Here is an 18,129-nt window from a genome sequence, read left to right as displayed (position 1 = left end):
GCTCTAGCGCCGCCAGACACTCGCCAGCCACGGCTGCTGCTCTCTCGGCAATCCTGCGGGACGATAGTAGTGCTCCAGTTCGACAAAGCCGGCTTCGGTCAGTAATTCACGCCATGATTCCAGGTCGTGGTATGCGCCGTAACGCTCGCCGTTCCAGCCTTCCTGATTCTCACCGCGCGGGTTGGAACTGAACAGCACGCCGCCCGGTTTGAGCGTGGCATGCAGTTGGCGCAGGACGCGTGGCAGCTCCTGTTTGGGGATGTGGAACAGCACTGCGTTGGCAAAGACGCCATCGAAGCGGCCTTGCGGCAGGTCGAGTTCGAGAAAGTTTTGCTGCAGCACTTCGCAACCGGTCTCGGCGCAGGCCATCTCGGCAAAACGCTCGGAGCCGTCGAGCCCGACCGCCACATGGCCCATCGCGGTAAAGGTTTTCAGGTCGCGGCCCGGCCCGCAGCCGAAGTCGAGAATCTGCCACGGTGCCGGTCCTTCGATATGTCGCAGCAGGGCGTCGATATTCTGGCTGACGTCGTGGTCGCGGGTGCCTTCGCGGAAATCGTCGGCCACGCTGTTGTAATTGCCGAGGGTCGCGGAAGTGATCTGCGCAAGAGTCTGTGGATCGAGTTTCATCAAGGGCGGTCCGGTAAGGGAAGACCGCCAATATACCCTCGCAGCGTTGCGGCTGCTCAGCGCCTGTCGAAGCTGCGTGCCAATCGGTCGCCGCCCAGTTGCACCAGCGCTACGACCGCTACCAGCAAGACGATCACCGTCAACATCACCTGTGTGTCGAAGCGCTGATAGCCATAGCGATAGGCAATATCGCCCAACCCGCCTGCTCCGATAGCACCGGCCATGGCCGATGAGTTGATCATGGTCACCAAGGTGATGGTGAAGCCGCCGACGATACCGGGGCGCGCTTCCGGCAGCAGCACATGCCAGATGATGTGCCAGCGACGACAGCCCATCGCTTGCGCGGCCTCGACCAGACCGTGATCGACCTCTCGTAGACTGACTTCGGCGATCCGCGCAAAAAACGGTGTGGCGGCGATGGTCAGCGGTACGACGGCTGCCCATACGCCATAGGTGGTGCCGACGATCATCCGGGTGAATGGAATCAGCGCGACCATCAGGATCAGAAACGGAATCGAGCGAAACAGGTTCACGAAGCCGCCCAGCACCCGGTTGATCCCCGCTGCTTCGTAGATGCCGCCTTTGGAACTGGTCACCAGAATCACTGCCAGCGGGATGCCCAGCAGCAGTGCGATCAATGACGACACACCGACCATCAGAAACGTGTCGAGGGTGCCTTGCAGCAAGCGATCAACCCACATAACCCAATACCTCCGCGCGTGGCGCCAGTGTGCGAGCGCGTACCAGCAGCTCGTCCCGACTGTACGGCGAGCCGGCAACCGACAGAATGAGATGCCCGATGGCTCGCTCCTGAATCCGCTCGACCCCACCCTGCAGCAATTGCACACGGCCGCCCAACGCGGCGAACAGCGCGGCCAGGTCCGGCCCTTCGTCACTGACACCGGTAAAATGCACGTCCAGCAGCAGCGCCGCATCGGGTCGTTGCGGCTGATCGCTCAGGCGTTCGGCCCATTCGTTCGGCAGCCCGGTTTGCAGCGGCGCCAGCAAGGTTTTGCTGACGTCGTGCTGCGGGTCGCCAAACACTTGCCATACCGGCCCCTGCTCGACGATTCGCCCCTGTTCCAGCACCACGACGCGGTGGCAGACATCTCGGATAACCGCCATTTCATGGGTGATCAGCACGATGGTCAGGCCCAGGCGCTGGTTGATCTCGCGCAGCAGGCCGAGGATCGACTGAGTGGTTTCCGGGTCCAGCGCCGAAGTGGCTTCGTCGCACAGCAGAATCGCTGGATCGTGCACCAGCGCGCGGGCGATGCCGACACGCTGTTTCTGCCCGCCGGACAGCTGCGCGGGATAGGCCTTGTGCTTGTCCTGCAAACCCACCAGCTCCAGCAGCTGTGCGACCTTGCGCGCGCGTTGCTCCTTGGGCACGCCGGCGACCTTGAGCGGCAGTTCGACGTTCTGCCAGACGGTCTTGGCCGACATCAGGTTGAAATGCTGGAAGATCATGCCGATGCGTCGGCGCAGCTCCACCAGCTGGTCTTCGTCGAACTCGCCGATGTCCACCTGATCGATCAACACGCGACCGCTGCTGGGTTGTTCCAGGCGGTTGATGGTGCGGATCAACGAGGATTTGCCTGCGCCGCTGCGGCCGATGATGCCGAAGATCTCGCCGCGCTGTACGGCCAGATCAATATTGCCCAGCGCCTCCACCGGGCCTTGCTTGCCGTGATAGGTCTTGCCCAGGTTGATGAAGCGCACATGAGCGCGATTCAGCTCCGGGTGCAACTCGGCCTGTTGCGCCCGTTGGCCTGCGACCGCTGTGTCGAGTGGCAGTTGGCGTTGCGCGGTTGCGGTCATTCTTTCCACCCGGCCTGGTAAAGCTTGCCGTTGACCTTGTCCAGTGAGGCGCGGACGACCGGCGAATGCTGGTAGATATCGACGAATTTCGCCAGGCGCGGGTCATCCTTGTGATCAGGCTTGATCACGAACTGAATCACGTATTCCGGGTGGTCCAGGCCGTCGAACAGGATCGCCGAGTCGGCGGGAAAGGTCTTGGCCAGACGGATGTAAGCGGGGTAGCCCTGTACCAGATCGGCATCGTCGTAGGCCCGCACCAATTGCACGGCTTCGACCTGAATGAGCTTGAGTTTTTTCGGGTTGGCCGTGATGTCTTCCTCGGTGGCCTTGTAGCCCACACCTTCCTTGAGGGTGATCAGCCCGGCCTTGGCCAGCAGTTGCAGGCCGCGTCCGCTGTTGATCGGGTCATTGGCGATGGCCACAGTGGCTCCGCTCGGCAGCTCATCGAAGCTTTTGTACTTTTTCGAGTACAGTCCGACGTTGTTGATGATGCCTGGCGCGTAAGGCACCAGCCCGAAACCGGCGGCTTCGTTGGCATTGGTCAGGAAGGGGATGTGCTGAAAGTAGTTCACGTCGATATCGCCAGCAGCGAGGCTGACATTGGGCGCGATCCAGTCGGTGAACTCGATCAGCTCGACCTTAAGGCCCTGCTTGCCGGCTTCTTCGACAGCGGCTTCCAGCGGTATGGCGAAGGCTGCCGTGGTGCCGACTTTCAGGGGGTTATCGTCGGCGTAAGCGGTCAGGGTCAACAGGCCGAGGGCCAGTGCAGCGAGGGTTTTGCTCATGATGCGGTCCTTTGATTCTCGTTCCCACGCTCTGCGTGGTAATGCCGTTCTGGACGCTCTGCGTCCGCTCTTGATTCTGCGGTGCCTGAGCGTCAGGCTCTGAAAGCAGCCCCCGGATGCCGCTCCGGCAAACGATCCGTACCCTCCGGGAACAGCTTTTTGCGCAAGGTGCCGTCTTCGTAAGCGGTCTTGTATGACCCGCGGCGTTGCAGCTCGGGAATCACCAGGTCGATGAAGTCCGCGTAACTCTCAGGCGTGACGATGCGCGTCAGGTTGAAGCCGTCCAGGCCGGTTTCCTCGATCCACGACTCCAGTGCGTCGGCGACCTGTTCGGGCGAGCCGATCAAGGTGATGTAGCGGCCGCCCAAGGCGTGCTGGTCGAGCAGTTTCTGGCGCGTCCAGTCGTTGTTTTTCAGGTTTCTGGTCGCCGATTGAATGGCGTTGTTTTTCACGTACTGAATGGGTTCGTCCAGTTCGTACTGAGAAAAATCGATGCCCGTAGACGCTGCGAAGTGTGCCACGCCGGCTTCGGCGCTGGCATGGCGGCGGTATTCGGCGTGTTTCTCCCGAGCCAGTGCTTCAGTGGCCGCGACAATCACGTTCAGGCCCATGAACACCTTGATGTCGTCCGGGTTGCGCCCGGCCTGCACGGCACTGGCGCGCACCTTGTCGACCTGCTCGCGGGTCGCTGCCTTGTTCTGCCCGCTGATGAATACGCACTCGGCGTTCTGTCCGGCAAACTGCAGACCGCGCTCCGAGCTGCCAGCCTGAAACAATACCGGCGTGCGTTGCGGCGACGGTTCGCAGAGGTGATACCCCTCGACCTGATAGAACTCGCCCTTGTGCCGGACTTTATGGACCTTGCCCGGCTGGGCATAAACGCGCTGCTCGCGGTCGTTGATCACGGCATCATCTTCCCAACTGCCTTCCCAGAGCTTGTACAGCACCTCTAGGTACTCGTCGGCCTGATCGTAGCGGCGGTCATGTTCGTTCTGTTCGCTCAGGCCCATGGCTCGTGCTGCGCTGTCGAGGTAGCCGGTGACGATGTTCCAGCCCACCCGCCCGCGACTCAGGTGATCCAGCGTCGACATGCGCCGGGCGAACAGATAGGGCGCGTCGTAGGTCAGGTTGGCGGTCAGGCCGAAGCCCAGGTGTCTGGTGACCCCGGCCATGGCCGAGACCAGCAGCAGCGGGTCGTTGACCGGCAACTGGATCGCCTCCTTGAGGGTGACGTCCACCGAGTTCTGATAGACGTCATACACGCCCACGATGTCGGCGATGAACAGGCCGTCGAACAGCCCGCGCTCCAGCAGCTTCGCCAGCTCAGTCCAGTATTCCAAGCTGTTGAATTGCGTCGAGGTGTCCCGTGGATGTGTCCACAGACCATGGTTGATGTGGCCGATGCAGTTCATGTTGAACGCATTGAGGAGGATCTTTTTACGCGCCATCAGATCGTTCCCCGCAGGGGAGGATGGGTGTCGTTGAGGTAGTAATTGCCGATGGCGTGAAACTTCCAGCGAACCGGGTCGTGCAGCGTGTGCACGCGCGCATTGCGCCAGTGGCGATCCAGGCCATGTTCAGCCAGCGTTGCTTGACTGCCCGCCAGTTCGAACAGCGTGCTGCCGGCTGCCAGAGAAATCTCCGTGCTGATCGCGCGCGCTTCTGCCACGGCTATCGAGGCGGCGGCGACGGTCTCTGCATTGCTGTCGGCCTGAGCGACATCCAGAAACTCACCGGCGCGCTCGAGCAGTGCTTCGGCGGCATGCAGGCGAATACCCAGCTTGCCGAAGCTGTGCAGCGTCAACGGGTCATCCACGGCCTTCTCGATACCCGAATCGATCCATGGCCGGGTGCGCGTTTGCACGAACGTCAAGGCGTCCTCGAAGGCCGCGCGGGCAATGCCGGTGTCGATGGCTGCATGGAGAATCTGCGCCAGCGGCCCGACCGTGGTGGGGCGCTGGAAAGCGCTCTGGAACGGCACGACATCGCTGGCGCTGACATACACATTGTCGAACACCACCGAGCCGCTGCCCGTGGTGCGCTGCCCGAAACCGCTCCAGTCGTCGATGACGCTCAGCCCCTCGCTGTCGTGCGGCACGAACACCAGTTGCTGCACACCCTCGTCGTCAATGACCGAGGTGGGAATACGTTGCGCATACAGCGCGCCGGTGGCGTAGAACTTGCGGCCGTTGATGCGATAGCCGTCCCCGTCGCGGCTCAGGCGAGTGGTGCGGTCATGTGCGGTTCTGGTCCCCAGTTCGGCCAGTGCATTGCCGAACCGAACGCCCGCGAGTGCCTCGGCGTACAAGCGCGCCTGTTGTTGCGGACTGCCGTTCACACGCAGCACTTCCAGGGCGTAAAAATGGTTTTGTGGAATCTGGCCCAGCGAGCCATCAGCTGCGGAAATCAGCTGGATCACCTTGGCCAGCGTGACATTGGAAACACCCGCGCCGCCGAAGGCTTGCGGAACACTGATGCCCCACAGGCCGGACTGGCTGAACAGGTCGAGTTCGGCATGCGGCAAACGGCGCTCGCGGTCGCGGTGCGCGCTGTCGGTCTTGAAGTGCAGGGCCAGCTCGCGGGCTGTTTGCAGGGCCTGAGCGTCATGGGTGATCAGCGCTGCGTTTTCGCGCGCTTTTGGATTGGAACTCATGAAGGGGTGTTCTCCAGTGGTCTGGTTCAGATCCAGGAATGGCGAGCAGGCAGGGTGCCGTTCAAATGCCAGGTGCCGACCGCGTGGTATTTCCAGCGCACCGGGTCATGCAGGGTGTGGACGCGCGCGTTGCGCCAGTGGCGGTCGAGATTGAACTCGGCCAACGTCGCGCGGCTACCAGCCAGTTCGAACAGCTTCTCGCTGGCCAGCAGCGAGATTTCGGTGGTCAGTACCTTGGCCCGCGCGACCGCGATGGAGGCGCGTGCTGCCGAGTGCTCATCGATAGGCGCAGCGCTGATTTCGTCGAGCTCCTGGCCCGCCTTGCGCAACAGCGCTTCTGCCGCGTGCAGTTCGAGTTTCAGTTTGCCGATGTCGGCGATCACGTAAAGGTCATCGCTGGCGCGCTCGACGTTGGCATCGATCCACGGACGGGATTTCTCGCGGACAAAGGCAATCGCATCGTCAATGGCGCCGCGTGCAATGCCTGCGTCGATCGCGGCCTGGATCAGTTGCGAAACCGCGCCCTGAATGTTCGGCGTCAGTGACAGGCGCCAGTTATCGACCACCAGCGCGGCGTCCACCGGCACGTTGTCGAGCAGTACCGTGCCGCTGGCGGTGGTGCGCTGGCCAAAGCCCGACCAGTCATCAACGATGCGCAGGCCCGGTGTGCCACGTTTGACGAAGGCCATGATCTGCCGGCCCTGATCATCCAGCGCCTTGACAGCGACCCAATGCGCGAACAACGCGCCGGTGGAGTAGAACTTCTGCCCGGTGATGGTCAGGCGGTCGCCATGGGCGGTGATCCGAGCCTTGAGTTCCAGTGTGTTTTTGGTGCCACGCTCGGGTCCGGCGTTGCCGATGCGCCAGCCATCCAGCACGCTGCGGAACAACGTTTTCTTCTGCTGCTCGGTGGCACTGCTCTGCAGCAGGTGCAGAATGCCGAACTGGTTCTGCGGAATTTGTCCCAGTGCCGGGTCGGCAGCGGAAATGATCCTGAAGACTTCGGCTACCGTGACGAACGACACTTGCGGGCCGCCGTACGCGCGCGGGATGGAAATACTGCCCAGTCCGCTGCGGGTGAACTGTTCGATTTCAGCCCACGGCAAGGCGCGTTGCCTGTCGCGACCGGCGGCGTTGAGCCGTGCCGCCGCTGCCAGATCGTGGGCGGCCGCAATGGCTTGCGTGTCGTTTTGCAACACGACAGCCGTTAGCAGGCGGGGGGCGGTGTCAGGCTCTTGTGGGGCCTCGACACGGTGGGTCGCCAGTGTCGCCGGATCAGACTCGCGTCGCTCACCGTCAATCGATACGACCCTGGCTTTATCCACAGGGGTAGTTGTGAAAGGGACCATCGGAACCTCGTAGCAGTAGGCCGCATCAGGTGCGGCTGGAAAACATCACGATGTCCGGTGGTCCGGTTCATATACCCTAAGCTTGTATAAAATTTTTTAAAACGTGATTTTTGGAATAAGCATAGACAGTTATGGTCGGTCGCCAATGCTGGTTAATGTTCTCACTCTATACAACGCGAGACGTCAGATCTCCTGCACAACCCGGTAGGAATAAGACCGGTGCACACGTTTGAATGATGTTGCACTTTCTGGCACTCCCGACCACTGTTTAATAGCCTCATTGAGGCTGGGTGAATAACACTTTGTCTTTCAGGTTATTCACAGGGCACGAGCTATTAAGCGATAGGGTTGAGTACTGCGGGTTGTTCAACTTTCTGTCACTGATCATTCAATACCTTCGTCTGGATTCTTAATATTCTGGGCGGTGCCCAGAGCGAGTTGTTGCCTACCCGGTCAATCACGCAGTAACTCACTTCCAGTTGTTGTTCGTCGCCGCCTTCGCGTATCAGCGCAGGCGGTACGACCAGGTCGACCGGCTCACCCACATCGTCTGCAGTAAGCGGCGGCAGGTCCATGCGCAAATCGCCCCAGCGCACGGTGATTTCGTCGTGAACAGCCATGTTCAGATAAGGTTCGATGGTCATCGGCAAACCTCCCTCCAAGTGCCTGCGCGAGAGACCGTGTTGTATGACCGACGGCACCACATGGAGCGGCGCCAGGCCCTGGTTTTCTTCAGTGCTGGCGCTGACCAGTTGCCCGCCCGGTGCGTCCAGCTTGACCCACAGCTTGCGGCAGGGCGAGGTCACGGGCATGCCGCCTATCTTCATGACCCGGTAGTAGGTTCTTGCCTTGCCATTCTGCAGAAAGCTCTCCGGCACACGTAAGACAACGGTGTTGCCTACGTCGGATGCCTTCAAAATTGTTGACGCGACGTAACAGCCGTCCCAAAACAGTTCGATCAGGTCGCCCTCTTCCATACGCTCGTAGGGGGCGACATGAACGGCGAGTTGAGAGGCGCTTCTCACGCCTATGCCGTGGCGGCTGGACAGCGGCACAGAAGGGGTTGGCAAGCTCATGGGGCTGGCTTTGCAAGTGGTTTGACTCATGTTCGTGTGCTCCTGAGAATCAATAGTTCACGTAAAGGATCGTCATAAGTTGTCATGTAGACGTAATAAAATGTGCAGTTCAGGCAACGGGATAAGTACCTTAAATATCCAAGTTATGGCAAACATTACAAATGGTATGAAATGCGCACTTGAAATTTTTGGCGCTTCACTAATTGATTGATATAGGTGAGCTAATGGGCTTTGCGATCACTTGTCAATATGCGGTTTGCGTTTAATGATTGTTTACTTGAAAACCAGATGCTTCCTACGCTGAATGTTTGGAACCGTTGACCCCCCACTAAACAACTGTCCTACTCCAAATTGCCCATTGCAATGGGCCATAACCGACAGGCAAGCGCAGCGAAGGAAATGTCTGACGGGACGGGCGCATAGCGGAGGCATTCGGCTACCTATCAGGCAGCGCGACAGATGTAGGCCAAGTTTATTATTTCGATGATTTTTCGAGGAATTACGCGGGAATTCAGCAAGGATATGGAACGATTAATCGACCCTGAAACGATTAATCTCTCCTGAAATGTAAGAAAAAAACAGCGCCGCTGAACGGGCGCTGCTCATGATTGACGCTGTACGGCCTGATCAGGAGCGAGTGCGCTCAAGAAACTGTCTGGTACGTTCTTCCTTCGGGTTGGCGAACAGCGCCTTGGCTTCGCCTTGCTCCACGATCACGCCCTTGTCGATGAAGATCACCCGATTGGCAACGTCCCGGGCAAAGCTCATCTCGTGAGTGACAATGACCATGGTGCGGTTCTCTTCAGCCAGAGCCCGGATGGTCGTCAGCACCTCGCCGACCAGCTCCGGATCCAGTGCCGAGGTCGGCTCGTCGAACAGGATCACCTGTGGCTCCATCGCCAGCGCCCGTGCAATCGCCACACGCTGTTGCTGCCCGCCGGAAAGGCGTCGCGGGTAAGCGTCTTCCTTGCCACTCAGGCCGACCTTGGCGAGCAGCTTTCTGCCCAGCGCCTCGGCGGCTTCCCGGGCAACCTTCTTGACCACCACCGGGCCTTCGATAACATTTTCCAGTGCGGTGCGATGCGGAAACAGATTGAAGTTCTGAAACACGAACCCGACCTGCTGACGCAACTGGCGGATCAACCCCTGTTGCTGGTTCATGGAGCGGGTGCCATCGATCTCGATGTCACCGACCCTGATCCTGCCGCTGTCAGGCGTTTCAAGCAGATTCAGGCAGCGCAGCAGGGTGGTCTTGCCCGAGCCACTGGGCCCGATGATGGCCACGACTTCCCCGGCTTCGATACGCAGATCGATGCCCTTGAGCACCTCATTGCCCTTGAATGCCTTGGTGAGTTTTTCAACCACTATCATGTGTCAGGTCTCCAGATCGTGCCGGTTGACCCTGGCTTCCAGCTTGTTTTGCAGGTGCGAGAGCGCCGTGGCAAGGATCCAGTAGATCAGTGCAGCGGCCAGGTACATGGTGAAAATTTCGAAGGTGCGTGCGGTGATCAACTGCGCCTGGCGGAACAGCTCCGGCACCTGAATGGTAGCCGCCAGCGCCGTATCCTTGACCAGCGAGATGAAGCTGTTACCCAGTGGCGGCAATGCGGTGCGCGCTGCCTGCGGGAGGATCGCCCGACGCATGGTCTGCCAGCGGGTCATGCCGATGCTGGCCGCCGCCTCCCACTGGCCGCGCTCCACGGAACTGATGGCCGCGCGCAGGATTTCGCAGGCATAGGCGGCCATGTTCAGGGAAAAACCGATCAGCGCAGCGCTCAGCGGTTCGAGCTGGATACCCAGCTCCGGCAGGCCGTAATAGATCACGAACAGCTGCACCAGCAAGGGCGTGCCGCGAAAGAACGACACGTAGATGCGTGCTATCCAGTTCACCGGTTTGATGCGCGAGAGGCGCATCAATGCCAGGCCGAAGCCCAGCAGCAAACCGAAAAACATCCCGCCAATACTGAGGAAGACGGTGTAGTACGCGCCCTTGAGCAGGAAGGGCGCGGAGTCCAGCGCGAGCTGAAGGCTCTCTTCAATCATTTGGTGACATCAGCGTTGAAGTACTTTTCCGACAATTTCTTCAGCGTACCGTCGGCACGCATTTTATCGATTGCCTTGTCGATGGCCGCCAGCAATTCAGGCTCGCCTTTACGCAGGGCAATGCCCGACTCCTGGCGGGAGAATGCGTCGCCTGCAGGGACGAGTTTGTTTTTCGTCTTGGCAGCCATTTCCAGAGCGGCCAGGCGGTCAACGAGGATCGCATCGATACGACCTACGCTCAGGTCCTGGATCTTGCTCGGGTCATCGTCATAGGTTTTGACGATCGCGCCCGGAACGTTCGCCTTGAGCCATTCCTCGTAGTTGGTGCCCAGGCCCACGCCAACCTTCTTGCCGGTCAGGTCTTTGGCCGTCTTGATCGCGTCTTCGTTCTTCTTCAGAACCAGCGCCTGAATACCGGAGACGGTGTAGGGTTCAGAGAAGTCGTACTTCTTCTTGCGCTCGTCGGAGATGGTCACCTGGTTGATCACCACGTCCAGACGCTTGGAGTCCAGAGCGGCCAGGATGCCGTCCCACTTCGAAGGCTGGATCTTGGCCTTCACACCCAGCTCCTTGGCCAGCGCTTCGGAAAACTCGACTTCGAAGCCGGTGAGCTTGCCGCTCTCATCCACAAAGCTGAACGGTGGGTAAGTGCCTTCCAGGCCGACATTGAGCGTACCGCTGTCCTTGATTTTCTGCAGTTGCTCGCCAGCCATGGCTTGCCCGGCGATACCGGCACTGAGCATCAAGCCCATTGCCGAGAAAAGAAACGTACGACGAATAGCGGAAATGTTCATGCGAGCCCCTTGTTGGTATGAAAGTGTCTGGCCATTTTCTGACCCGACTCAAGCAACTTCGTGCTGATTATTCAGCTTTTTTTCAGGCAGTTACGTCAGGTGTGAGGTTAAGCGTTGTGGTCTGCCGGGCGCGACTATATAGCCATCTGCTTATGAGGAAAAATAACAAAAAAAGTTATTTTTCCTCTACAAAAGCATAAAGGACCCGTCGGCTGAAACGTCACTGGTCAAACGCATCCGGATAGGCAAACAGCGCCGGCGCACCGCCGGTGTGCAGAAATATCAGCGGGCCGTCGTTGAAGCGCTGACGGCCGATGCCATCGAGCAGACCGGACATGGCCTTGCCGGTATAGACTGGGTCGAGCAACAGCCCTTCGTGGCTGGCCACCAGCTTGATCGCTGACAGCGTGCCGGCGTTCGGTTCGCCGTACCGTGGGGCGAAATACTCATCCCACAGTTCGACCTTGAAGTGGTCAGGCAGCGCAACGCCGAGCAACTCTGCGGTGCGCTCGGCCAGGCCCTGCACCTTGGGCAGCTGTGCTTCTTCACTGCGCGATACGGTCACGCCGATGACCGGCAATTGCGGCAGTTCGTGAGCCAGTGCCAACGCCAGACCGCTGTGCGTGCCGGCACTGCCGGAGGCCAGAACGACGGCCGCAAAATCGATACCGGTCTGCTTGATCTGCTCGGCCAGTTCCAGCCCGGCGCGCACATAGCCCAGCGCACCCACCGGGCTTGAGCCACCGATGGGGACCAGATAAGGCTTTTTGCCGCTGGAACTCAGGCGCGCAGCCAAGGCCTGGAGTTGCTCGTCGGCGTTGTCGAGGTTTTCCACCAGCTCTACCTTGGCATCGAACAGCTCCAGCAGCAGGCGATTGCCGTTTTTCAGGTAACTGGGGTCTTCGGTGCCGATAGGGTTTTCCAGCAGCGCCACACAGCCAAGGCCCAGGCGCGCGGCCAATGCAGCGGTCTGGCGGACATGGTTGGACTGAATGGCACCGGCGGTGATCAGTGTGTCGGCACCCTGGGCCAGCGCATCGGCGGCCAGGTACTCGAGTTTGCGCACTTTATTGCCGCCCAGCGCCAGCGTTGTGGTGTCATCCCGCTTGATGTAGATATCACGATCTGCCCAGATCGACAGGCGCTCGAGCTTTTCCAGAGCCGTTGGCGCGCTGATCAGGTCCAGGCGATTGAAGCGGGCAAGCTGATTTTTGATCATGGTGGTCGATAAGCCGTGTAAAGAGTCACCGGACTATAGGCAGACGTTTCTCGCACGGCAACTTATCTGTGCGCCCGGCTCCCTTCGCGTATTCCGACAGAAATTGTTGTTTTTTTCGTCTGAATGTTTGCCGTAGAGTGGCCATAGCAGCGGCCAGCACTGTCGGCCGCCACCCTTCACATCAAGGAGAGTCAAGCGTGAGCGATATTCCAGAAGCGTCCGCCGATGGCCGCTCCAGCCACTGGCAGTTGCAGCGGATCGTCAGCCAGTTGCGCAGCGCGCGTGAAGACTGGCGGGCTCGCAACAGGCGGGTGAGCGGTGAGCACGGTGGACGTGAACTGCCTTCGCGTGCGGCCATGGGCGAGATTCTAGAGGCCTTGAGCGGTGCACTGTTCCCGATGCGCCTCGGCCCGGTGGACTTGCGCGAGGAAAGCGAGGACTTCTATGTCGGCCATACGCTGGATGTGGCGCTCAACGCTTTGCTGGCCCAGGCCCGGCTTGAGTTGCGCTACGTGGCCCATCAGCAGGGCGCTGACCTGAAGAGCATCGATGCGCGAGCGCTCGAGCTGATCCAGGGTTTCGCCATGGCACTGCCGGGTATTCGGCTGTTGCTGGACACCGACGTGCTGGCCGCCTATCACGGCGATCCTGCGGCGCGCAGTGTCGATGAAGTGCTGCTGTGCTATCCCGGCATACTGGCGGTGATCCACCATCGGCTGGCGCATTATCTGTATCGCGCCGGTTTGCCGTTGCTGGCGCGTATCAGCTCGGAGATCGCCCATTCTGCGACCGGTATCGATATTCATCCGGGCGCGCAGATCGGCCCGAGCTTCTTTATCGATCACGGAACAGGCGTGGTGATTGGCGAAACCGCGATCATCGGCGAGCGGGTGCGGATCTATCAGGCCGTGACCCTGGGCGCCAAGCGCTTCCCGGCGGACGAGGACGGCCAGTTGCAGAAAGGCCATGCACGTCATCCAATCGTTGAAGACGACGTGGTGATCTACGCTGGCGCGACGATTCTGGGCCGTATCACCATCGGTAAGGGTTCGACCATCGGCGGCAATGTCTGGCTGACGCGCAGCGTACCGGCAGACTGCAACCTGACCCAGGCCAACCTGCTGCAGCAGGACGACTGCAGCCGCAAGTAGGCTGCTGCGCGTCAGATGACCTTCACCGCCCGGCCGATGAACTGAATCGGCCCGGTGGGTTTGCCGATTGGCGAGCCGGTGGATTTTTCCAGTGTCAGCTCGAACAACTGGTTGGGTTGCAGCGGCGGCAGTTTATCCAGCGGCACATGCAGGCTCTCTCCCGGTTTGACCAGGCCAAGCGAAACCGGGCCTTGCCAGTCGTCACCCTTGGTCCAGAACTCCAGCGCCTTGTCGTTCGGCACCTCGAACACACCCAGCGGGATAAGCTGTATCTCCTGCGAGTTACTGGCCTGCACCACCCAGCCGGGAGCCTTGTCCTGCGGTCCTACGAGAACCACCAGATAAGACGGTTGCGCCGGTGCGCGGGTCAGCAGCGTCATGCCCAGCACCAGCGAGGCAGCCAAGCCTGCCCCGGCGAGACCGCGCCAGATCGACAGGCTGTCCCACCAGCGAACGCGCGGTCTTTGCGGCGTGCTGGCAGGCGTGGTCATGTCCAGCAGGCTACGTTCGATGCGATCCCACAGGCCAGGAGAGGGCGTCACCGGTTCGGCCAGTTCGGTCAGGGGCAGCAGCCGCTGCTCCCAGGCATCGACGGCGGCCTGCAGATCGGGCTCGCGCGACAGGCGACGCTGTACGTCGAGCCGCTTTTGCCCCGAGAGGGTGCCGAGTACATACTCGCCAGCCAGCTCGTGAATGTTGTCGTCTAAAGGCCGGGTCATCCCATGCACTCCCGCAAAGCCTTCAGGCTGCGCTTGATCCAGGCTTTGACCGTACCCAATGGCGCGCCAATTTTCTGCGCGATTTCCTGATGCGAATAACCGTCTACGTAAGCGTGAAAAATACAGTTGCGTCTTACTGGTTCCAGTTGCTCCATGCATGAAGTAATCCGTCCTGGATTGACCCGCCAATCGAAGGCATCGCCGATTTCCTGCCAGCCTTCCAGTGTCGCCTGTTGATGATGATCTTCACTGCCGTCGTCTTCGACACGCACCTCGCGAGCCGTATTGCGCAACGTGTTGAGCGCCAGGTGGCGGGTCACGCTGAATACCCAGCCACGTGCCGAACCGCGTGAGGCATCGAAGCTCGCCGCGTGGGACCAGATTTTCAGGAACGCGTCATGCACGATGTCTTCGGCCAGCGCGCGATCATGCACCAATCGCTGAGCGACGCCGAGCAGTCGGGCGCTTTCCTGTTGATAGAGACGCTGCAAGGCCTGCTTTTCACCGCGAGCGCAGGCCTGCAACGTGGCTTCGTAATCAAAGAGAGATTCGTGCGAGGACAAAATGATCCGCCATCAATGGAAGACTACTGCCTCGTTGACATCACGAGGCTCCCGCGCAGCAGCATAGCTCACTGGCGCGCGGTCACCCGGTTAGTGATGGCTATCAGCTTGCGGTCCAGAACAGGTAGTCGGCCTGATACTTGACCACTTCCTTCGCACCCTTGTTGCTCTCTGCGCATGCTTTGGCCGGGGCAACGCCGCCTTTCAATGCCACACGCTGAATGTAGGTCACGCCGGTCATTGCGCCCTTGCCTTCAGCCGGGTTGGCCTTGACCAGCTGGTACGGCAGGTTGCCAGCGCTCGAAGGGGCCACCGCAACCTGAGTGCCGGTTATTTTGGAACCGTCTTTGGCTTCCCAGGTAGCAGGCGGGCCGTAGTAGGTGCCGACCTGCTTGCCGCTCTTGTCGTTGAGCACCGCTTTGGGGCCGACGAACGCCCACTCCATTTCGCTCGGCATGTTGGCCTTGGCGCGGCACTCGTAGGTGATCTCGCCAACCCCGGTGGTTTGCAGGCTGACCTTGTTGCCGGCCGGCACTCGGACGCTTTCGGGGAGGTCGGTCTGAGCCATGGCCACGGACGACAGGCAAGTGAAGGCCAGAGTGGTACCAGCAAGGCAGAGCAAGCGTTTTGCGTTCATGCAGAAATCTCCAGAAGGTTTGACCGCGCTCAGCAACTCGAAGTGGCTGCTGAATGTACTACCCGCGAGAAACCCATCTGGATGCAGTGATTTGAAAATATTTTTTCAGGACCGGCTGAAACGGCTGCGCAGCAGCACAATTCCGGCAATCGCGGCCAGCCCCGAGCCGATCAGTACGCCGACTTTTACCTCGTCGATCAGGTGTTGCGAGCCGGGGAACGCCAGGTTGCCGATGAACAGGCTCATAGTGAAACCGATGCCGCACAGAATCGCCACGCCGTACAGTTGCACCCAGTTGCTGCCCTCCGGCAATACCGCCAGCCCGGCCCGTATGGCCAGTACAGCGGCGAGAAACACGCCGATCTGCTTGCCCAAGAACAGGCCCAGCGCAACGCCCAGCGGCACAGGATCGACCAGATTGCCCAGGGTAATGCCGGACAGCGACACGCCGGCATTGGCAAAACCAAAGATCGGCACCACGGCGAAGGCCACCCAGGAGTGCATCTTTTCTTCAAGAAACAGCAGTGGTGAGCGGGCTTCCTCCTCGGGCTTGCCCATTGGTATGCACAGCGCCAGCGCGACACCGGCCAGCGTGGCATGCACACCCGACTGCAGGACGAAGAACCACAGCAGCGCGCCGAGCAGCAGATAGGGCAGTAAGCGGCGCACGTTCAAACGGTTCATGACGATCAGCACCGCCAGTGTCACAAAGGCGGCGGCCAGCATCGGCAGGTTCATACCGGAGCTGTAGAAGAAGGCGATGATCGTCACAGCACCCAGATCGTCAAGGATCGCCAGTGCGGCCAGAAAGACCTTCAGCGAGGTCGGCACTCGATTGCCGAGCAGCGACAGTACACCGAGGGCGAAGGCGATGTCGGTGGCCGCCGGGATCGCCCAGCCGCTCAGGGTCTGCGGATTGCCCCAATTGATCGCGATGTAGATCAGCGCAGGCACCAGCATGCCGCCCGCGGCTGCAAAGCCGGGCAGGGCACGTTGCCCCCAGGTCGCCAGACCACCGGCGAGGACTTCACGTTTGATCTCCAGGCCGACCATCAGGAAGAAGATCGCCATCAGCCCGTCGTTGATCCACAGCTCGACCGAGAGGCCCAGCCAGACGCTGTGCAGGATCGAGAAGTAACCGGCAGAAAGAGGCGAGTTGGCAACAATCAATGCCGCCAGTGCAGCGCCCATCAACACGATGCCGCCGGCTGATTCGGAGGCGAGGAAGCCGGCGAGGATGGCAATGCCTCTGGGCGTTTCCCGGTTCGGAACTTGAGTCATGGTCGTCCTTGAACGAAAAGCTGTTGATATCAGGTGGCAGCGATGCGCTTACTGGCCTGTGGCAGTAAGCTCGATCAGGCAGCAACGGCTGGCGCCAGGTGATTGCAGTTCGACTTCCAGCAGACCGCCAGCGTTGTCGACCTGAGCACAATCGTGTTTGCCGAGGATTTCCCAAGGCTGGCTGTCGACGCTGATCGCCACTTGCTCGGCCATGCTGAACAGCACGAGGGTGCTGGCTGAACTGAACAGGCGTTGCGGGTGACGCACGTCTATCCAGTGCAGACGTGCAGTGTAACGGTGTGGCGCATAGATCAGGTTGAAATCGCGAATCGGCCCGTCCAGCAAGGTGCAATTGACCTGGCTGTCACCGCTGAATGCAAACGGGTCCGATGGCAGCAGCGGGCGACTGTCGAGGCCATCCACGTCCAGCGTCATACCCGCGCCCTGCAAGACGGTGATGATGCGCTGATAACCGGCGAACACTGAAAAGCCGCCCGAGGTTTCGATGTCGGCAATCGACAGCCGCCAGCCGAAACCGTCCAGCTCCTGGCCTGCGTCGCGAGCGATCTCTTCAGTGCTGCCAGCGCCGTTCTTCCATGGCATGCGCGGGTAGTCGGCGGCGCGCAAAATGCGGGTCTGGTTCATTTGGTAAAGCGTCCTTCCAGGCGATGACGGGAGCCGGGGTGGATCAGCCGCGCAGCGGTGACCGGCTGACGGCCCGACCAGGTACGGCGGCGAATCAGCAGGCAGGGTTCTCCCGCCTCGATCTGCAACAGCTTGCATTCATCGGCTTCGGCGAGAATCGCCTCGACCACATGCTCGCCTTCGGTGAGCGGCGCAACCTGCGATAGGTAGGCATAAGGCGTCTGCAGGGTGAAGTCCTGCCGGAGGTAGTCGGGCGCGACCTGGGCGTTCACGAAGCGGTCCTCGATCTGCACCGGGATGTCGTTCTCGTAATGCACGATCAGCGAGTGGAAGACCCGCTGCCCTTCGCGCATGTCCAGCGCCAGGGCGCGCTCGGAGCCGGCGGCTTCCTCCTTGAGGACCATGACCTTGCAGGTGTGGCGATGGCCGCGCGCAGCAATCTCGTCTGCAATGTTGTGCACTTCGAACAGCGCCGACTGGCTCTTGGGCTCGGCGACAAAAGTGCCGACGCCCTGCATGCGCACCAGCAGGCCCTCGGCCGTCAGCTCACGCAGTGCCCGGTTTATGGTCATGCGGCTGAAGCCCAGTTGCGTCACCAGTTCGCTTTCCGACGGCACACGATGGTGCGGCGGCCAAGTGCCGTTCTGGATCTGCAAGGCGATCATCTGTTTCACGCGGGCGTACAAGGGTGCGGGACTTTCGCCCATCTGGGCTGCCAGGGAAGAAGCGGCGGGCGGAGTCGACACGTGGGAATCCTTGTTGTTCG

19 protein-coding genes are annotated in these 18,129 nt (G+C 60.5%); 1 reads left to right on the top strand and 18 read right to left on the bottom strand.

Annotated elements, in window-relative coordinates:
* Window positions 1-3 precede the first annotated feature (3 nt).
* From BLR20_RS16450 to BLR20_RS16395, 12 genes are all read right to left on the bottom strand, one after another.
* Entirely contained in the window at window positions 4-627 is a 624-nt protein-coding gene (locus BLR20_RS16450; protein ID WP_054994442.1) for a class I SAM-dependent methyltransferase, read from the bottom strand.
* 56 nt (window positions 628-683) lie between these two features.
* On the bottom strand, window positions 684-1,328 hold the full coding sequence (locus BLR20_RS16445) for a methionine ABC transporter permease (protein ID WP_010429748.1): 645 nt from the start codon (window positions 1,326-1,328) through the stop codon (window positions 684-686).
* Entirely contained in the window at window positions 1,318-2,448 is a 1,131-nt protein-coding gene (locus tag BLR20_RS16440) for a methionine ABC transporter ATP-binding protein (protein WP_054994443.1), read from the bottom strand. The genes BLR20_RS16445 and BLR20_RS16440 overlap by 11 nt, the downstream gene beginning before the upstream one ends.
* Window positions 2,445-3,233, bottom strand: a complete 789-nt coding sequence (locus tag BLR20_RS16435) for a MetQ/NlpA family ABC transporter substrate-binding protein (protein WP_032613599.1) — start codon at window positions 3,231-3,233, stop codon at window positions 2,445-2,447. Before BLR20_RS16435 ends, BLR20_RS16440 begins: the two co-directional genes overlap by 4 nt.
* Before the next feature lie 92 nt (window positions 3,234-3,325).
* Window positions 3,326-4,681: an LLM class flavin-dependent oxidoreductase gene (locus BLR20_RS16430; protein ID WP_054994444.1), complete on the bottom strand. Its 1,356-nt coding sequence runs from the start codon at window positions 4,679-4,681 to the stop codon at window positions 3,326-3,328.
* Window positions 4,681-5,886, bottom strand: coding sequence for an SfnB family sulfur acquisition oxidoreductase (locus BLR20_RS16425; protein ID WP_054994445.1), 1,206 nt, complete (start codon window positions 5,884-5,886; stop codon window positions 4,681-4,683). The genes BLR20_RS16430 and BLR20_RS16425 overlap by 1 nt, the downstream gene beginning before the upstream one ends.
* 26 nt (window positions 5,887-5,912) lie before the next feature.
* Window positions 5,913-7,085, bottom strand: a complete 1,173-nt coding sequence (locus BLR20_RS16420; protein WP_025990893.1) for an SfnB family sulfur acquisition oxidoreductase — start codon at window positions 7,083-7,085, stop codon at window positions 5,913-5,915.
* A 527-nt stretch (window positions 7,086-7,612) separates the two neighbouring features.
* Complete coding sequence (locus BLR20_RS16415) at window positions 7,613-8,341, bottom strand: hypothetical protein (protein WP_010429766.1); 729 nt, start codon at window positions 8,339-8,341, stop codon at window positions 7,613-7,615.
* A 597-nt stretch (window positions 8,342-8,938) separates the two neighbouring features.
* Complete coding sequence (tcyN, locus tag BLR20_RS16410) at window positions 8,939-9,682, bottom strand: L-cystine ABC transporter ATP-binding protein TcyN (protein WP_010429768.1); 744 nt, start codon at window positions 9,680-9,682, stop codon at window positions 8,939-8,941.
* Between the two features lie 3 nt (window positions 9,683-9,685).
* The gene (gene tcyL / locus BLR20_RS16405; protein ID WP_003341471.1) at window positions 9,686-10,354 is read right to left on the bottom strand and encodes a cystine ABC transporter permease; all 669 of its coding nucleotides are present in this window, start codon (window positions 10,352-10,354) and stop codon (window positions 9,686-9,688) included.
* Window positions 10,351-11,148, bottom strand: a complete 798-nt coding sequence (tcyJ, locus tag BLR20_RS16400) for a cystine ABC transporter substrate-binding protein (RefSeq protein WP_054994446.1) — start codon at window positions 11,146-11,148, stop codon at window positions 10,351-10,353. The genes tcyL and tcyJ overlap by 4 nt, the downstream gene beginning before the upstream one ends.
* A gap of 220 nt (window positions 11,149-11,368) precedes the next feature.
* Window positions 11,369-12,367 (bottom strand): D-cysteine desulfhydrase, encoded by a 999-nt coding sequence (locus BLR20_RS16395; RefSeq protein ID WP_010429774.1) that lies wholly within the window; start codon window positions 12,365-12,367, stop codon window positions 11,369-11,371.
* Between the two features lie 197 nt (window positions 12,368-12,564).
* On the opposite strand from BLR20_RS16395, the gene epsC reads away from it, so the two are divergent.
* Window positions 12,565-13,518 (top strand): serine O-acetyltransferase EpsC, encoded by a 954-nt coding sequence (gene epsC / locus BLR20_RS16390; protein ID WP_032613592.1) that lies wholly within the window; start codon window positions 12,565-12,567, stop codon window positions 13,516-13,518.
* 11 nt (window positions 13,519-13,529) lie between these two features.
* Here epsC and BLR20_RS16385 read toward each other — a convergent pair whose 3' ends face one another.
* From BLR20_RS16385 to hutC, 6 genes are all read right to left on the bottom strand, one after another.
* Window positions 13,530-14,237, bottom strand: coding sequence for an anti-sigma factor (locus BLR20_RS16385; protein WP_054994447.1), 708 nt, complete (start codon window positions 14,235-14,237; stop codon window positions 13,530-13,532).
* Window positions 14,234-14,800, bottom strand: a complete 567-nt coding sequence (locus BLR20_RS16380; RefSeq protein WP_010429785.1) for a sigma-70 family RNA polymerase sigma factor — start codon at window positions 14,798-14,800, stop codon at window positions 14,234-14,236. Before BLR20_RS16380 ends, BLR20_RS16385 begins: the two co-directional genes overlap by 4 nt.
* A gap of 103 nt (window positions 14,801-14,903) precedes the next feature.
* Entirely contained in the window at window positions 14,904-15,437 is a 534-nt protein-coding gene (locus tag BLR20_RS16375) for a DUF3455 domain-containing protein (protein WP_054994448.1), read from the bottom strand.
* Window positions 15,438-15,542: 105 nt separating this feature from the next.
* Window positions 15,543-16,718, bottom strand: coding sequence for a Na+/H+ antiporter NhaA (gene nhaA, locus BLR20_RS16370; RefSeq protein WP_054994449.1), 1,176 nt, complete (start codon window positions 16,716-16,718; stop codon window positions 15,543-15,545).
* A 48-nt stretch (window positions 16,719-16,766) separates the two neighbouring features.
* Window positions 16,767-17,363, bottom strand: coding sequence for a HutD/Ves family protein (locus tag BLR20_RS16365; RefSeq protein WP_054994450.1), 597 nt, complete (start codon window positions 17,361-17,363; stop codon window positions 16,767-16,769).
* The gene (hutC, locus tag BLR20_RS16360) at window positions 17,360-18,070 is read right to left on the bottom strand and encodes a histidine utilization repressor (RefSeq protein WP_162235685.1); all 711 of its coding nucleotides are present in this window, start codon (window positions 18,068-18,070) and stop codon (window positions 17,360-17,362) included. The genes BLR20_RS16365 and hutC overlap by 4 nt, the downstream gene beginning before the upstream one ends.
* Between the last annotated feature and the right edge of the window lie 59 nt (window positions 18,071-18,129).

This window comes from Pseudomonas congelans, from assembly GCF_900103225.1.
Taxonomy (GTDB): Bacteria; Pseudomonadota; Gammaproteobacteria; order Pseudomonadales; family Pseudomonadaceae; genus Aquipseudomonas; species Aquipseudomonas congelans.
This window is presented reverse-complemented; position numbering and strand designations above follow the sequence as displayed.

Coding starts and splice junctions, on each gene's coding strand:
- BLR20_RS16365 (WP_054994450.1), bottom strand. CDS start 17,363: ATGAACCAGACCCGCATTTTGCGCGCCGCCGACTACCCGCGCATGCCA.
- tcyL (WP_003341471.1), bottom strand. CDS start 10,354: ATGATTGAAGAGAGCCTTCAGCTCGCGCTGGACTCCGCGCCCTTCCTG.
- BLR20_RS16440 (WP_054994443.1), bottom strand. CDS start 2,448: ATGACCGCAACCGCGCAACGCCAACTGCCACTCGACACAGCGGTCGCA.
- BLR20_RS16430 (WP_054994444.1), bottom strand. CDS start 4,681: ATGGCGCGTAAAAAGATCCTCCTCAATGCGTTCAACATGAACTGCATC.
- tcyJ (WP_054994446.1), bottom strand. CDS start 11,148: ATGAACATTTCCGCTATTCGTCGTACGTTTCTTTTCTCGGCAATGGGC.
- hutC (WP_162235685.1), bottom strand. CDS start 18,070: ATGGGCGAAAGTCCCGCACCCTTGTACGCCCGCGTGAAACAGATGATC.
- nhaA (WP_054994449.1), bottom strand. CDS start 16,718: ATGACTCAAGTTCCGAACCGGGAAACGCCCAGAGGCATTGCCATCCTC.
- BLR20_RS16375 (WP_054994448.1), bottom strand. CDS start 15,437: ATGAACGCAAAACGCTTGCTCTGCCTTGCTGGTACCACTCTGGCCTTC.
- BLR20_RS16415 (WP_010429766.1), bottom strand. CDS start 8,341: ATGAGTCAAACCACTTGCAAAGCCAGCCCCATGAGCTTGCCAACCCCT.
- BLR20_RS16445 (WP_010429748.1), bottom strand. CDS start 1,328: ATGTGGGTTGATCGCTTGCTGCAAGGCACCCTCGACACGTTTCTGATG.
- BLR20_RS16450 (WP_054994442.1), bottom strand. CDS start 627: ATGAAACTCGATCCACAGACTCTTGCGCAGATCACTTCCGCGACCCTC.
- BLR20_RS16425 (WP_054994445.1), bottom strand. CDS start 5,886: ATGAGTTCCAATCCAAAAGCGCGCGAAAACGCAGCGCTGATCACCCAT.
- BLR20_RS16395 (WP_010429774.1), bottom strand. CDS start 12,367: ATGATCAAAAATCAGCTTGCCCGCTTCAATCGCCTGGACCTGATCAGC.
- tcyN (WP_010429768.1), bottom strand. CDS start 9,682: ATGATAGTGGTTGAAAAACTCACCAAGGCATTCAAGGGCAATGAGGTG.
- BLR20_RS16435 (WP_032613599.1), bottom strand. CDS start 3,233: ATGAGCAAAACCCTCGCTGCACTGGCCCTCGGCCTGTTGACCCTGACC.
- BLR20_RS16385 (WP_054994447.1), bottom strand. CDS start 14,237: ATGACCCGGCCTTTAGACGACAACATTCACGAGCTGGCTGGCGAGTAT.